Source organism: Stenotrophomonas sp. ZAC14A_NAIMI4_1, assembly GCF_003086915.1.
Lineage (GTDB): Bacteria > Pseudomonadota > Gammaproteobacteria > Xanthomonadales > Xanthomonadaceae > Stenotrophomonas.
The window spans coordinates 626,578-640,616 of the sequence record NZ_CP026002.1 but is presented as its reverse complement, the minus strand read 5'-3'; the positions used below and the strand labels follow the sequence as shown (position 1 = coordinate 640,616).

Here is a 14,039-nt window from a genome sequence, read left to right as displayed (position 1 = left end):
TACGTCATTCCTTACGGCTGGGCCGGGGCTGCCGGCCGGGTCGGCCAGAGACTGGCCAGTTGCAGAAGTTCGGCGTTTTCCACCAGCACGTCGGCCTGCCAGGCCAGCGGATCGTCGCTGTGCAGGCGGTAGCCCCACAGCGCTGCCACCGAGGGCATGGCCGCCGCGCGTGCGGCGATGATGTCGCGCTCGTCGTCGCCTACATACACGCAGTCCTCGGCGGCGATGCCGATCGCCTGCGCGGCATGCAGCAGCGGCAGCGGATGCGGCTTGCGCTCGGCCAGGCTGTCACCGCCCACCAGCACCGCGCAGCGCTGCTGCCAGCCCTGTTGCGGCAGGATCAGGCGCGCCAGGTATTCCGGCTTGTTGGTGACGATGCCCCACACGGTACCTGCGGCGTCCAGCGCGGCGAGCATGCCGGCCACGCCGTCGAACAGCACCGCGTGCTGGCCGATCAGCGCTTCATAGCGCTGCAGGAACTCGGGAATCAGGGCATCGCGCTCGGCCGCGTCCAGATCCGGGAAGGCGGCGGTCAACATCGCACGCGAGCCCTTGGACACCACCGGGCGCAGCTGCGCCGGGTCGATCGGCGCACGCCCGCGCTCGGCCAGCATCGCATTGCAGGTGGCGACGAAATCCGGCGCACTGTCCAGCAGCGTGCCGTCCAGGTCGAACAGCACCGCCCGCGGGAAGCTGGCCGTGGTCATGCAGGCTTGACCGCGTAGGCCAGGTAGTTGATGTCGGTGCGGCTGCTCAGGCGGGCATGGTTGCGCCACGGCTCATAGGCCATGCCGCTCACATCCACCAGCTGCACATCGGCCTCGCGCAGCCAGCGTGCCAGCTCGGCCGGCTTGATGAATTCCTGGTAGTGGTGGGTGCCCTTGGGCAGCAGCCGTGCCACGTACTCGGCGCCGACAATCGCCACTGCGAACGCGGCAGCGGTGCGGTTGATGGTCGACAGGAAGAGGTGGCCACCGGGCTTCAGCAGCCGCTTGCAGGCCTCAATGATCGCGCCCGGATCGGGCACGTGCTCGAGCATTTCCATGCAGGTGACCACGTCGAAGCTGCCCGGCTGTTCGGCGGCCAGGTCCTCGGCGGCCTGCACCCGGTAATCGACCTTGGCACCGCTTTCCAGCGCATGCAGGCGCGCCACCTTGACCAGCTCCGGGGCGAGGTCGATCGCGGTGACGTCGGCGCCGGCCTGGGCCAGTGCTTCGCTCAGCAGGCCACCACCGCAGCCGATGTCGAGCACGCGTGCACCGCGCAACTGCACGCGGTCAGCCACGTACTTCAGGCGTACGGGGTTCAGCGCATGCAGCGGCTTCTGCGGGCCGTCAGCGTCCCACCAGCGGTTGGCCAGCGCGGCGAACTTGTCCAGCTCGGCCTGATCGAAATTGGAGGAAGCGTGGGGGGCAGTCATGAGAAAGTCCTTGCAGCGCCGGGGTTCAGGCGCGGATATGACGGATGCGCTCGCGCCACTGGCGCGCATTGGCGATGATGCCCGGCAGGTCCATGCCGACCAGCTCGCGCTGCACCAGCTTGGGCTTGCCGGCAATCCAGACATCGCTGACCTGCTGGCGGCCGGTGGCGTACACCAGCTGCGACAGCACGTTGTGCAGCGGCTGGGTTTCCAGCGCGGACAGGTCGACGCAGACCAGGTCGGCCTGCTTGCCGACTTCGATCGAGCCGATGCGTTCGCCGAAGCCCAGCGCGCGGGCACCGCCCAGGGTGGAGGCGCGCAGCGTGGTGGCCGCGTCCAGCGCGGTTGCATCGTCGGCCACGGCCTTGGCCAGGATCGCCGCGGTACGGTTCTCGCTGAACATGTCCAGGTCGTTGTTGCTGGCGCAGCCGTCGGTGCCGATGGCCAGGTTCACGCCGGCGCGCTGCAGGGCGCAGGCCGGGCAGAAACCGGAGGCGAGCTTCAGGTTCGATTCCGGGCAGTGCACCACGCTGACGCCACGCTCGGCGCAGAGGTGGATTTCGGCGTCGGTCAGCTGGGTCATGTGCACCGCGATCAGGCGGTCGTTGACCAGGCCGAGGCGATCCAGCCGCGCCAGCGGGCGCTGGCCGTGCAGCTTGATCGAATCGTTGATCTCCTGCGCGGTCTCGTGGGTGTGCAGGTGCACCTGCATGTCGAGCTGGTCGGACAGCATCCGCACCCGCTCGAAGTTGGCATCGTTGACCGTGTACGGCGCATGCGGCGCGAACGCGGTGCCGATCAGCGGATCGGTGCGCCACTGGTCATGCAGTTCACCGGCCTTGGCGAAGTACTCGTCGTCGGTCTTGGCCCAGGCGGTGGGGAAATCGATGATGACCGCGCCGACCAGCGCGCGGAAACCGTGCTTCTTGTAGACCGCGGCCTGCACGTCGCCGAAGAAGTAGTTCTCGTTGGCGCAGGTGGTGCCGCCGCGCAGCATCTCGGCGATGGCCAGGGTGGTGCCGTCGGCGACGAATTCCGGGCCGATCACCGCCGCTTCCACCGGCCAGATGTGCTGCTGCAGCCAGGTCATCAGCGGCAGGTCGTCGGCAACGCCGCGCAGCAGGGTCATCGGGTTGTGCGTGTGCGCGTTGACCAGGCCGGGCATCAGCGCCGCGTCGGGGCGGCTGACCACCTGGGTGGCGCGGAAACGCGCGCGGGCCTCGGCTCGCGGCAGGATGGCGACGATTTCGCTGCCACGCACGGCGACGGCATGATCTTCCAGCACCACCGCATGCGGCTCGATCGGAACGACATAACCGGCTTCGATGAGCAGGTCGCAGGCTTCGGGGAGGTGCGGGCTATCGCTCATGCGGGCTCACTGGCTATTGGAGAAGGGCCTGGCGGGAGGCGGTAGCGCCGGGCCATGCCCGGCGGCCGTCCGTTGCGGCGCCATCGGCGCCGGCAACGGGTTCCGGGCGGTGCCCGGAAAGCCGAGCGTGGGCTCGGCTCTACAGGTAATCCGGCGCCGGGGTTACCGGCCAGCGGCCGGCTCTACAGGTAATCCGGCTGCGCCGGATTACTTGACGCGCGCGGAGTATTCGCCCGAGCGGGTATCAACCTTGACGATTTCATCCTGGTTGACGAACAGCGGCACGCGGACCACGGCGCCGGTTTCCAGGGTGGCCGGCTTGCCGCCGCCGCCCGAGGTGTCGCCACGGACGCCCGGATCGGTCTCGGTGATCTTCAGCTCGACGAAGTTCGGCGGCTGCACGAAGATCGGCGAACCGTTGAACAGGGTGACGATGCAGGACTCTTCGCCCTTCAGCCACTTCTCGGCGCCGCCCATGCCGGCCTTGTCGGCCTGCACCTGCTCGAAGGTTTCCGGGTCCATGAAGTGCCAGTACTCGCCGTCGCTGTACATGTAATCCATGTTGGTATCGACAACGTCGGCCACTTCCACGTCATCGGTGGCTTTCATGGTCATTTCCACGGTGCGGCCCGAGCGGATGAAGCGATAGCGCACGCGGGTGAAAGCCTGGCCCTTGCCCGGCTTGATGAACTCGGTCTCGGAGATGACGGCCGGTTCATTGTTGACCAGGATCTTCATCCCGTTCTTGACATCGTTCATGCCCGCAGTGGCCATGCTCAAGCTCCTCAAATGGCGAAACCGCCGCGCGTGCGGCGAGCCGGTAGAATGGAAAACCCACCGGAACCCCGGTGGGCAACTGTTTATGCCCCCATGATAACCGCAGGCCCCCTCTCCATGCAGCTTTCCGCCTTCCCCCGGCCCCAGTCGCCAGGCGCGCCCGCGCGCTGGCAGCAGCTCTGGCGCCAGGCGCTGCGCGACCCGCACGCCCTGCTGGCCCGGCTGCAGCTGGACCCGGCGGCGCTGGGGGTCTCGGAGGCGGCCATGGCCCAGTTCGCCCTGCGCGTGCCGGAAGGCTTCGTGGCGCGCATGCGCCCCGGCGATGCCGCCGACCCGCTGCTGCGCCAGGTGCTGCCGATCGACGAGGAAATGCGTCCGGCGCCCGGGTTCAGCTTCGACGCGGTGGGCGATGGCGCGGCAAAGAAGGCCACCGGGGTCATCCAGAAGTACCGCGGCCGGGCCCTGCTGGTGGCCACCGGCAGCTGCGCGATCAACTGCCGCTACTGCTTCCGCCGCCACTTCGACTACGGCGCGGAAAACGCCGCCAAGGGTGGCTGGCAGGAGGCCGTGGCGGCCATTGCGGCCGATCCGGACATCGACGAGGTGATCCTGTCCGGCGGCGATCCGCTGTCGCTGGCCACGCACAAGCTGGCCGAGCTGACCGACGCCCTGCGCCAGATACCGCACATCCGTCGCCTGCGCATCCACACCCGCCTGCCGATCGTGCTGCCCGAGCGCGTGGACGAGGAGCTGGTGGCCTGGCTGGGCAGCCTGCCGTGGCCGCTGGCCATCGTGGTGCATGCCAACCATGCCAACGAATTCGATGCCAGCGTGGATGCCGCGATGGCACGCCTGCGCGGCCTCGGCGCACAGCTGCTGAACCAGGCCGTGCTGCTGCGCGGGGTCAACGACAGCGTTCAGGCACTGCAGGACCTGAGCGAGCGCAGCTTCGCCGCGGGCGTGCTGCCGTATTACCTGCACCAGCTGGACAAGGTCGAAGGCGTGGCCCACTTCGAAGTGGACGACACCCGGGCCAAGGCCCTGATCGCCGGCCTGACCGCACGCCTGTCCGGCTATCTGATCCCCAAGCTGGTGCGCGAGCTGCCCGGCGACCCCAGCAAGCGCCCGGTGTAACCCGGAACGCGCCGGGCCGGTAGATCCACGCCATGCGTGGATGGGTTTCCGGGGAAAAGCAGCCACGCATGGCGTGGCTCTACTGCCACGCCATCCGTTACAGGCCCGAATCGATCATCCGCACCACTTCGGTGGCGGTGACCGGGTGGCTCAGCCAGTAGCCCTGCCCCAGGTCGCAGCCGCGCTGGGCCAGCAGTTCGAACTGCGCTTCCTGCTCGATGCCCTCGGCCACCACGGTGATGCCCAGTGCATGGGCCATGGCGATGATCGCCGTGGTCAGCGCCAGGTCGTCCGGGTCGCGCTGCATGTCGGCCACGAAACTCTTGTCGATCTTCACGCCGTCCACCGGCACCTGGCGCAGGTGGCTGAGGCCGGAGAAGCCGGTGCCGAAGTCATCCAGCCAGACCTTCACGCCGGTGCGGTGCAGCTTGTCCAGCAGCTGCGCGGCCAGCATCTCGTCGCCGATCACCGCGGTTTCGGTCAGCTCCAGGTGCAGGCGCGAGGACGGCAGCCCCGATTCGTGCAGGCACTGCGCCACCAGCGCCGGCAGTTCGCCGCCACGCAGCTGGCGCGGCGACACGTTCACGGACACGAACAGTTCGTCGCCGGCTGCGCCACGCGGCCACTGCGAGGCCTCCATGCAGGCCGCACGCAGCACCTTCGGGCCGATCACCTCGATCAGGCCACTCTGCTCGGCCACTTCGATGAACACCGACGGCGGGATCGTGCCCAGGGTCGGGTGCTGCCAGCGCAGCAGCACTTCCACGCCCACCAGGCGGCGGTCGCGCATGCGGAAGATCGGCTGGTAGGCCAGGCGCAGCTCGCCGCGCTCCCAGGCACCGCGCAGCTCCTGCTCCATGTGCACGCGGCGCTCGACCGCGTGGTCCATCGCCCGGCTGTAGTAGCGGTAGCAGTTCTTGCCGGCCATCTTCGCCTGGTACATGGCGATGTCGCCGTTCTTCAGCAGCGTGGTAGCGTCGGCGGCATCGTCCGGGTACAGCGTCACGCCGATCGAGGTGCCCAGGAACAGCTCCCTGCCCTGCACCACCAGCGGCTTGCCCAGCTCGCGCACCAGCACTTCGGCCAGCAGCCGGGCATTGGCAGCCACGTCGCCATCGCCGACCAGGATGACGAACTCGTCGCCACCGAAACGCGCCAGCAGCGCGTCGTCGCCGCCCGCCTCGGCCACGGCATGGCCGATGCGCTGGGCAAACTGCAGCAGCGCCTCGTCGCCCGCCTCGTGGCCCAGCGTGTCGTTGACCCGCTTGAAATCATCGATGTCGGCAAACAGCAGGCCCAGCCGGTGCTTGGATGCCCGCGCGGCCATCAGCCGGTGGTCCAGCGCCTCACGGAACGCGAGGCGGTTGGTCAGCCCGGTCAGCGCATCGGTGTAGGCCATGTGCCGCACTTCGCGGTCGTGGCGGGCAATCGCATCGCGCATGCGGGCAAACCCGCGCACCAGCTCGCCGACCTCGTCGTCACGGGTGTTTTCCCGCAGCGGTGCCTGGTAGTCACCGGCCTCGATGCGGCGCGCGGCGGCGGCCAGGTCCCGGATCGGCGCCACCAGGGTGCGCTGCACATACAGGATGACAACCACCCCGATCACCACCAGCAGGCCCAGCATCAGCAGCAGCCAGCCCAGGTGGCGGCTGCCGACCTGCTGCAGGCGCTCGCCGAGGGTGGCGTTGGCGGCCAGCTCGCGCTCCCGCACTTCATCCAGCGCCATGCCCACGCGGACGCCGCCGATGCGCTGCTTGCCGACCATGATCGGCATGGTGTTGTCGAGCACGGTGGCCGACTGCTGTACCACCAGGCCCTGCGCGGCGGTCGCCGCCGCGGCCAGCGGGTCGGTCATCGGCTTGCCGAAGCCGGGCACGCCGACCGAGCCGTCATGCACCAGCCGGCCCTTGCCGTCGAACACCAGCACATAGCGGATGACCGGCTGCCGCGAGGTCGAGCGCACCAGCGCGCCCACCTGGCCCAGGTCGTTGTAATAGAGCGGGTTGGCCAGCGAATCGGACAGCTCGCGCGCCAACGCCTCGCCGCGGCTGCGCACGCTGCGGTCGAACAGTTCATGGATGACGCCGCCGCTGAGGCTCTTCACCTCGCTCTGCATCGTCGCCTGGCGGCCCAGCAACACCGCCAGGATCGCCACCACCACCAGCATCGCCCCGCCCATCGCGAGCAGGAAACGGGCCTGCATCCCCGAGCCGAGCCACTTCATGCCACTTCCATCCGTACGTGTCCCGACTGCACTGCCCATTCCAATCCACTCCACCGCGCATGCGCGGCCGCCGGACGCTGCAGCAGCGCCCGGCCCTTCATTGTTTCTGTGACCTTGTCGATCCGATACCACGCCCGAAGCATCTCCGCCGCAGCCGTGGCCGCGCGGACAGGCCGCCATGGAACCAGGCTCAGCAATCCCCACTGCGTTGCCTTGCATGAAGCCGACACAAGCATCATCCCCCCAGGGTATCCAGACAGACTACCCGAAAAAATGAGAACGTCGTCAGCCTTCCTTGCCGTGGTTCCCGGCCAGCCGCGCCATGCGCTGGGCGTCGGCCAGGATGCCGCGCAGCAGGCGCACTTCCTGTTCGCTCGGCTCGCTGCGCAGGAACAGGCGGCGCAGCTTGCGCATGGCCGATTCGGGCGCACGGCCCTTGTGGAAATCGATCTCGTCCAGGGTGTCGCCGAGCTGGGCGAAGAAGCTCTCCATCTGCTCATGGCTGGCCACCGGTTCACGGGAACCGGCCTCGGCCTCCACCGCCGGCTGCGCGCCAAGCAGCTGCATGCGCGTTTCATAGGCCAGCACCTGCACGGCGGCTGCCAGGTTGAGCGAGCTGAACGCCGGGTCGGACGGGATATGCACCGCCGCATGGCACAGCTGCAGCTCTTCGTTGGTCAGGCCGGTGCGCTCACGGCCGAACACCAGGGCCACTTCGGCGCCCTCGCCGGCCTTGGCCACGGCCCGGGCGGCGGCGTCGGACGGCAGGTACTCCTCCAGCTGGACCCGGCGTGCACGCGCGGTGCAGCCCAGCACCAGGGTGCAGTCGGCGACGGCTTCGGCCAGGGTGGCTACCACCGGGGCGTCGCCGAGCACATCTTCGGCACCGGCCGAGCGGCGGAAGGCCTCCTCGTCCAGCGGCTTCTCGGGGGCGACCAGGACCATGCGGGCCAGGCCCATGGTCTTCAGGGCTCGGGCGGCAGCGCCCATGTTGCCGGGGTGCTGGGTCCCGACCAGGACGAATCGGAGGCGGGTGGCGGCGGAAAACTGGGACATGAACAGGGAAATGTCGAGCTGGACGAAGACCAATGGTAAACTGTGCGGCCGGCCACTGCGCCGGACCCGCTCTTTTCCCCCGCCAGCCCTACCTCTTCTGCCTTTCCGGGAGCCCACGCCATGCAGAAACCCGCCGTCACCGTCATGGTCAAGGCCGCCCGCCTCGCCGGCAACGTCCTGTTGCGCAACATCAACAAGCTCGAGGCGCTCAATGTGGTGCAGAAGGGCCGGATGGATTACGCCAGCGAAGTCGATGCCGACGCTGAAAAGGTGATCGTCAAGGAACTCAAGCGCGCCTACCCCGAGTACGGCGTGTTCGGCGAAGAAGGCGGCGTGCAGGGTGGCCACCGCAACATGTGGGTCATCGACCCGCTGGACGGCACCAGCAACTACCTGCGCGGCGTGCCGCACTACTGCGTGTCGATCGCCCTGGTCGAGAACGGCGAGCCGACCGATGCGGTCATCTTCGATCCGCTGCGCAATGAACTGTTCACCGCCAGCCGTGGCGCCGGTGCCGTGCTCAACGACCGCCGCATCCGCGTGGCCGACCGCAAGGACCTGGGCGGCACCATGATCCACACCGGCTTCGCCCCGCGTGAGCGCGCCCGTGCCAGCGCCCAGCTGAAGGCCGTCGACGCCCTGCTGGTGCAGGCCGAGGACATCCGCCGCAGCGGTTCGGCCGCCCTGGACCTGGCCTACGTGGCCTGTGGCCGCGCCGACGCCTACTTCGAAGCCGGCGTGAAGGCCTGGGACATCGCTGCTGGCGTGCTGCTGGTCCGCGAAGCCGGCGGCAAGGTCTGCGACTTCAAGGGCGCGACCCTGGCCCGCATGGACAACCGTGGCCCGGACACCCAGCAGGTCGTCGCCGGCAACCTGAAGGTGGCCGAGTCGCTGCAGAAGGTGCTGGTCAACACCGGCTACGCGGCCGAGTTCGACGCGAAGTTCTAAGCGTCCAGGCAGCGCGGCTCACTGAAACGGCATCCGAGAGGGTGCCGTTTCTGTTTGTGCCGCGCACCCTTTGTAGAGTCGAGCCATGCTCGACTGCGTCTGCGTTCAGGGATCGATATCGCGGAAGCCCTGCTCGTCGAGCACCGCCTGCACCTTGCCGGAGCGCTCGTCGATGATGCGCAGCCCCGCGGGGGGTGCATCGCTGCTGCCGGTCAGCACGTACGCCGAACAATGCGCCAAAAGATAGCGGTGCTGCCAGGGAACGTTGTTCCAGGTCTCCATGGTCATCACGTTGCCGCCGCGCTTGCCCGCGTGGCGCAGGCTGATGACGCCGTACCGCTCGCTGTCCCTGATCAATTCGGGGCAGAACGAGTGCATGGAAGGCGGAAACGGGGGAGACGGGCCATCCGGCCCCTTGTCACGCGCAGCGGCCGATGCGCTTGCCACCAACAGCAACGGAAGCCAAACCCTGGCGTATCGCATGGATCTCTGTCCTTGAGCATTGCCGATATGCGGCGCTGGGACGTTACCACGGGCGCATTGCCAGCGCCGCAGACAAAAACGCCCGGCACAAGGCCGGGCGTTCGTGTTTCCAGGTTCAGCCCGACGCTTATGCGGCGGTCGAAGCGCGCAGCGCGGCGATGCGCTCTTCCAGCGGCGGGTGGCTCATGAACAGCTTCTTCGCCGTCGAACCGGCAATGCCGAAGGCCGCGATCTGGGTCGGCAGCGTGCTCTGGCCGTGATTGAGCTGCAGGCGCTCCAGCGCGGCGATCATCTTCTGGCGGCCGGCCAGCGAGGCACCACCGGCGTCGGCGCGGAACTCGCGGTGGCGCGAGAACCACATCGAGATCATCGTGGCGAACAGGCCGAACACCATCTCCAGCACGAACACGATGATGAAGTAGGCGAAGCCACGGCCGCCGCCTTCGCGGTTGCCCGACAGCGCGCTGTCGATGACGCCGCCGACCACGCGGGCCAGCACGATCACGAAGGTATTCAGCACGCCCTGCAGCAGCGCCATGGTGATCATGTCACCGTTGGCGACGTGGGCGATCTCGTGGCCCAGCACAGCCTCGGCCTCGTCTTCGCTCATGTTGTGCAGCAGGCCGGTGGACACCGCCACCAGCGCGTTGTTGCGGTTGGCACCGGTGGCGAACGCGTTGATTTCCGGACCGTCATACACGGCCACTTCGGGCATGCCGATGCCGGCCGCCTTGGCCTGGCGCTCGACGGTGGCCAGCAGCCAGCGCTCGGTCGGGTTGCGCGGTTCGGTGATGACCACCGCACCGGTGGAACGCTTGGCCATCCACTTGGACAGCAGCAGCGAGATGAAGGAGCCACCAAAGCCGAAGATGCCGGCCATGACCAGCAGGCCGCTCATCGAACGGGAGTCCACGCCCAGGATGGACATCACGATGCCGGCGAGGATCAGCACCGCAAGGTTGGTGGCCAGGAAAAGGGCTACGCGGGTAAACATGGGGAATTCCGGCTCGGAAGGGGTCGATATCTGCCAATTTGCGGTGCAGTCAGCTTGAATTCAAGCGCCAACCTGACCGACGATTCAGCCAGCATGACCTCGCCTATCCCCTGCGGCCGCTTTGCGCCCTCGCCCACCGGCCTGCTGCACCCCGGTTCCCTGCTCGCCGCCCTCGGCAGCTGGCTGCTTGCGCGCCATCACGGCGGCCTGTGGCGGCTGCGCATCGAGGATGTCGACCCACCCCGCACCGTCGCGGGCGCGGCGCAGTCACAATTGCAGGCGCTGGCCGCCTTCGGCCTGGATCACGACGGCGACGTGCTCTGGCAGAGCGAACGTGGCGATGCCTACCAGGCCGCGCTGGACGTGCTGCTGGCCAGCGGTCTGGCCTTCGTCTGCCACTGCAGCCGCAGCGAAGTGGCCGCCAGCGGCGGCATCCACCATCGCTGCGTGGCGCGGCAACCGCGACCGGACCCCGCCGTCCGCTTCCGCGTGCCACCGGGCAGCGTGGTGCAGTTCGAGGATGGCCTGCGCGGCCTGCAGATCCAGGATGTGCACGCCGACGTCGGCGATTTCGTGCTGCGCCGCGCCGATGGCTGCTGGGCCTACCAGCTGGCCGTGGTGGTGGACGACGCCGCGCAGGGCGTCACCGAAGTGGTGCGCGGCGCCGACCTGCTCGATTCCACCGCGCGGCAGATCCTGCTGCAGCAGGCACTGGGGCTGGCGGTGCCGCGCTACTGGCACCTGCCCCTGCTGCTGGATGCGCCCGGCCACAAGCTGTCCAAATCGCTGGCCGCGCTGCCGGTAGACAGCGCGCGGCCGGTACCGGTGCTGCGCCAGCTATGGCAGCTGCTGGGCCAGGCGCCGGCTGCGCTGGAGGGCATCGACGAGGTACACGCGCTGCTGGCCGCCGCGCGCCGGGCCTTCGACCCCCAGCGGCTGCCACGCAGCGACATCCTGCTGCCACCGGGCGCACTTTCCGCGCCGATGTTGCAGAATCCCCTTTCCCCCACCTGAAACCCGGACAGCATTCCATGACTTCTCGCGTCGCACTGGTCACCGGCGGAACCGGCGGCATCGGCACCGCCATCTGCCAACGCCTGGCCGACCAGGGCCACCGGGTCGCCACCAATTACCGCGACGAGGCCAAGGCCCGCGCCTGGCAGCAGGCCATGACCGAACGCGGCTACAACGTGTCGATCTTCCCCGGCGATGTGTCCGACCCGGTCAGCGCCGAAGCGCTGATCCGCGCGGTTGAAGCCGAGCTGGGCCCGGTCGAGATCCTGGTCAACAACGCCGGCATCACCCGCGACACCACCTTCCACCGCATGCGCGCGGACCAGTGGCACGACGTGATCAACACCAACCTCAATTCGGTGTTCAACGTCACCCGTCCGGTCATTGAAGGCATGCGCCGCCGCGGCTGGGGCCGGGTCATCCAGATCAGCTCGATCAACGGCCTGAAGGGCCAGTACGGCCAGGCCAACTACGCCGCGGCCAAGGCCGGCATGCACGGCTTCACCATCTCCCTGGCGCGCGAGAACGCCGGCTTCGGCATCACCGTCAACACGATCTCGCCGGGCTACGTGGCCACCGACATGGTGATGGCGGTGCCGGAGGAAGTGCGCGCCAAGATCATCGCCGACATCCCCACCGGGCGCCTGGGCAAGCCGGAGGAAATCGCCTACGGCGTGTCCTTCCTGGTGGCTGACGAGGCCGCCTGGATCACCGGCAGCAACCTGGACATCAACGGCGGCCACCACATGGGCTGGTAAGGCCGCGCAGGCACCGGCAGCGGGCACGCGAAGGCCCCCTGCCGTTGGTCATGCTGCGCAGCACGCAAACCCTTGCTGCGCAACATGATCGGGCGTGAAACCCAAGCCCGGCGGGGGCTGCGGCGGTTGCCAAGGCTTGTGCACTGCGCCATGCTGCACATCTACAGTGACGAGTGACCGCTTCATGGCTGCGACCCGCATCATCAAGAAGTATCCGAACCGCCGTCTCTACGACACCGAAATTTCCAGCTACATCACCATAGAGGATGTGCGCCAGCTGATCCTGGACGGTGAAGACTTCGAGGTCCGCGACGCCAAGAGCGGCGATGACCTGACCCGTTCGGTCCTGCTGCAGATCATCGCCGACCAGGAACAGGACGGCGAACCGATGCTGTCCACTCAACTGCTGAGCCAGCTGATCCGCTTCTACGGCGATTCGCTGCAGGGCTTCATGGGCAACTACCTGGAGCGCAGCATGCAGGTCTTCCTCGACCAGCAGCAGCAGTTCCGCCAGCAGATGGGCAACCTGCTGGGCCAGACCCCGTGGGCGATGATGAACCAGCTGACCGAGCGCAACCTCGAGCTCTGGCAGGAATTCCAGCGCAACATGGGCACCGGCTTCGGCGGCCCGCGCCCCGGCGGTACGGGCACCGGCACCGGCACCAAGCCGAACGAGCCGGGTACCGGCACCGGCACCGGCGGCAAGACCCGGCGCTGAGACCACTGCCCAGCCCGAAACGAAGACGGCGCGCCCTGAGGCGCGCCGTTTTGTTTTGGATGCCGGCATCCCAGCGGGTAGAGTCGACCGTTGGTCGACTGCTCTTCGGTAGAGTCGACCGTTGGTCGACTTATGCGCGTAGCGCGGGCATTTCCGCCATCCGACCGAAAAGCAGTCGACCAACGGTCGACTCTACCCTCAACGCTTCGGCTTGCACCCCGTGCACACGCGCTCGACCTTGTAGCCCTTGGCCTTCAGCTTTTCCACGACCCCATCGCTGCCCAGCAGGTGCAGGCCGCCGACCACCACCAGCGTGCCGCCCTGCCCATCCTGCAGGTACGGAAGCAGCTTGGGCACCCAGGCATCGTTGCGCGCGGTGTTGATGCGCTGGTAGAGCTGCGGGTACTGCTGGCGCATTTCCACCGCCATCTTGTTCCACAGCAGGCGGTCATCGCCACGGCGCCAGGCGTCGTGCAGCATCAGCGACTGCGCATCGCCCTTCTCGGCCTGGTCCAGCGCCTCGGCCATCATCTGCCGCTGCTCCTGCAGGCTCATGCCATCGAGCAGGTTGATCTGGCTCTGCATGTCCTCCAGCCCGCCGGTCTGCTTGCCTGCCTTCTTTGCCTGCGCCATGAAGTAGCGGTCCAGGCCGAGGTTCGCATCCAGGCCCATCTTCTGCATCTGCCCGATGGTGATGTTGAGCGCGACGAACCAGCTCTTCATGCCCTGCAGCTGCGCCAGCGGCAGCTTGTTCTGCGTGGCATAGGCCTGCAGTTTCTGCCAGGTGGCATCATCCAGGTCACGCTTCAGTTCACTGCCATCGCGGCGGATGGCGGTCTGCACCATCTGGGTGGCGGCCTGGGTCGATTCCATCTCCTCCGGCGACACTTCGAACAGCACGCGCTTGGACGCGGTGAAGGCCTGCTCGACATCAGCCGACAAGGGGTAATCGGTGGGCTTGAGCAGGTGGAACGAGCCAAGCAGGTAAACGCGGGCATCGCCCGGGCCGGTCACCTTCCACAGCAACGGCACCGGCGGCTTGGCGGCCGGCGCTTCGGCCGGTGCGCCGCGGGCGGCGGCCAGGGGAGCGACCGCGCAGGCCAGCAACAGCACGGCACCGCGCAACAATGATCTGATCGACATG

At 68.0% G+C, this 14,039-nt stretch carries 14 protein-coding genes; 5 read left to right on the top strand and 9 right to left on the bottom strand.

The features are described 5' to 3' along the window. Positions 1 to 11: 11 nt before the first annotated feature. The 4 genes from C1926_RS02850 to efp all read right to left on the bottom strand — a co-directional run bounded on the left by C1926_RS02850 (position 12) and on the right by efp (position 3,563). A complete protein-coding gene (locus tag C1926_RS02850) occupies positions 12 to 707 on the bottom strand; it encodes a phosphoglycolate phosphatase (RefSeq protein WP_108758195.1) in 696 nt (231 codons plus the stop codon). Next, positions 704 to 1,420: a bifunctional 2-polyprenyl-6-hydroxyphenol methylase/3-demethylubiquinol 3-O-methyltransferase UbiG gene (gene ubiG, locus C1926_RS02845; protein WP_088026601.1), complete on the bottom strand. Its 717-nt coding sequence runs from the start codon at positions 1,418 to 1,420 to the stop codon at positions 704 to 706. The genes C1926_RS02850 and ubiG overlap by 4 nt, the downstream gene beginning before the upstream one ends. A gap of 25 nt (positions 1,421 to 1,445) precedes the next feature. Further along, a complete protein-coding gene (locus C1926_RS02840) occupies positions 1,446 to 2,789 on the bottom strand; it encodes a TRZ/ATZ family hydrolase (protein WP_108747050.1) in 1,344 nt (447 codons plus the stop codon). 207 nt (positions 2,790 to 2,996) lie between these two features. Continuing rightward, entirely contained in the window at positions 2,997 to 3,563 is a 567-nt protein-coding gene (gene efp / locus C1926_RS02835; RefSeq protein ID WP_079222535.1) for an elongation factor P, read from the bottom strand. A gap of 120 nt (positions 3,564 to 3,683) precedes the next feature. Between efp and epmB the strand changes: the two genes are divergently transcribed. Next, positions 3,684 to 4,700, top strand: a complete 1,017-nt coding sequence (gene epmB / locus C1926_RS02830; RefSeq protein ID WP_174214074.1) for an EF-P beta-lysylation protein EpmB — start codon at positions 3,684 to 3,686, stop codon at positions 4,698 to 4,700. Between the two features lie 97 nt (positions 4,701 to 4,797). On the opposite strand, the gene C1926_RS02825 is transcribed toward epmB, so the two are convergent. Both C1926_RS02825 and C1926_RS02820 read right to left on the bottom strand, forming a co-directional pair. After that, positions 4,798 to 6,924, bottom strand: a complete 2,127-nt coding sequence (locus tag C1926_RS02825) for an EAL domain-containing protein (RefSeq protein WP_108758193.1) — start codon at positions 6,922 to 6,924, stop codon at positions 4,798 to 4,800. 285 nt (positions 6,925 to 7,209) lie between these two features. Then, entirely contained in the window at positions 7,210 to 7,980 is a 771-nt protein-coding gene (locus C1926_RS02820) for an RNA methyltransferase (protein ID WP_108760614.1), read from the bottom strand. Between the two features lie 120 nt (positions 7,981 to 8,100). Here C1926_RS02820 and C1926_RS02815 point away from each other — a divergent pair, with 120 nt between their 5' ends. Further along, entirely contained in the window at positions 8,101 to 8,928 is an 828-nt protein-coding gene (locus C1926_RS02815; RefSeq protein WP_079222538.1) for an inositol monophosphatase family protein, read from the top strand. Positions 8,929 to 9,033: 105 nt separating this feature from the next. Here C1926_RS02815 and C1926_RS02810 read toward each other — a convergent pair whose 3' ends face one another. Next, positions 9,034 to 9,411: a hypothetical protein gene (locus tag C1926_RS02810; protein WP_152027102.1), complete on the bottom strand. Its 378-nt coding sequence runs from the start codon at positions 9,409 to 9,411 to the stop codon at positions 9,034 to 9,036. Between the two features lie 127 nt (positions 9,412 to 9,538). Further along, positions 9,539 to 10,405, bottom strand: a complete 867-nt coding sequence (gene htpX / locus C1926_RS02805) for a protease HtpX (protein ID WP_079222540.1) — start codon at positions 10,403 to 10,405, stop codon at positions 9,539 to 9,541. 93 nt (positions 10,406 to 10,498) lie between these two features. Between htpX and gluQRS the strand changes: the two genes are divergently transcribed. From gluQRS to phaR, 3 genes are all read left to right on the top strand, one after another. Continuing rightward, positions 10,499 to 11,419 (top strand): tRNA glutamyl-Q(34) synthetase GluQRS, encoded by a 921-nt coding sequence (gluQRS, locus tag C1926_RS02800; RefSeq protein WP_108758191.1) that lies wholly within the window; start codon positions 10,499 to 10,501, stop codon positions 11,417 to 11,419. 17 nt (positions 11,420 to 11,436) lie between these two features. Continuing rightward, entirely contained in the window at positions 11,437 to 12,177 is a 741-nt protein-coding gene (phbB, locus tag C1926_RS02795; protein WP_108758190.1) for an acetoacetyl-CoA reductase, read from the top strand. A 184-nt stretch (positions 12,178 to 12,361) separates the two neighbouring features. Then, positions 12,362 to 12,895: a polyhydroxyalkanoate synthesis repressor PhaR gene (gene phaR / locus C1926_RS02790; protein WP_079222543.1), complete on the top strand. Its 534-nt coding sequence runs from the start codon at positions 12,362 to 12,364 to the stop codon at positions 12,893 to 12,895. Positions 12,896 to 13,093: 198 nt separating this feature from the next. Here the strand turns inward: phaR and C1926_RS02785 are convergent, their stop codons facing one another. Then, the gene (locus tag C1926_RS02785) at positions 13,094 to 14,038 is read right to left on the bottom strand and encodes a TraB/GumN family protein (RefSeq protein WP_079222544.1); all 945 of its coding nucleotides are present in this window, start codon (positions 14,036 to 14,038) and stop codon (positions 13,094 to 13,096) included. Position 14,039: the final 1 nt, after the last annotated feature.

Bases quoted from the DNA above. Each gene is read 5' to 3' on its own strand.
- C1926_RS02850 (WP_108758195.1), bottom strand. From the start codon at position 707: ATGACCACGGCCAGCTTCCCGCGGGCGGTGCTGTTCGACCTGGACGGC.
- ubiG (WP_088026601.1), bottom strand. From the start codon at position 1,420: ATGACTGCCCCCCACGCTTCCTCCAATTTCGATCAGGCCGAGCTGGAC.
- C1926_RS02840 (WP_108747050.1), bottom strand. From the start codon at position 2,789: ATGAGCGATAGCCCGCACCTCCCCGAAGCCTGCGACCTGCTCATCGAA.
- efp (WP_079222535.1), bottom strand. From the start codon at position 3,563: ATGGCCACTGCGGGCATGAACGATGTCAAGAACGGGATGAAGATCCTG.
- epmB (WP_174214074.1), top strand. From the start codon at position 3,684: ATGCAGCTTTCCGCCTTCCCCCGGCCCCAGTCGCCAGGCGCGCCCGCG.
- C1926_RS02825 (WP_108758193.1), bottom strand. From the start codon at position 6,924: ATGAAGTGGCTCGGCTCGGGGATGCAGGCCCGTTTCCTGCTCGCGATG.
- C1926_RS02820 (WP_108760614.1), bottom strand. From the start codon at position 7,980: ATGTCCCAGTTTTCCGCCGCCACCCGCCTCCGATTCGTCCTGGTCGGG.
- C1926_RS02815 (WP_079222538.1), top strand. From the start codon at position 8,101: ATGCAGAAACCCGCCGTCACCGTCATGGTCAAGGCCGCCCGCCTCGCC.
- C1926_RS02810 (WP_152027102.1), bottom strand. From the start codon at position 9,411: ATGCGATACGCCAGGGTTTGGCTTCCGTTGCTGTTGGTGGCAAGCGCA.
- htpX (WP_079222540.1), bottom strand. From the start codon at position 10,405: ATGTTTACCCGCGTAGCCCTTTTCCTGGCCACCAACCTTGCGGTGCTG.
- gluQRS (WP_108758191.1), top strand. From the start codon at position 10,499: ATGACCTCGCCTATCCCCTGCGGCCGCTTTGCGCCCTCGCCCACCGGC.
- phbB (WP_108758190.1), top strand. From the start codon at position 11,437: ATGACTTCTCGCGTCGCACTGGTCACCGGCGGAACCGGCGGCATCGGC.
- phaR (WP_079222543.1), top strand. From the start codon at position 12,362: ATGGCTGCGACCCGCATCATCAAGAAGTATCCGAACCGCCGTCTCTAC.
- C1926_RS02785 (WP_079222544.1), bottom strand. From the start codon at position 14,038: ATGTCGATCAGATCATTGTTGCGCGGTGCCGTGCTGTTGCTGGCCTGC.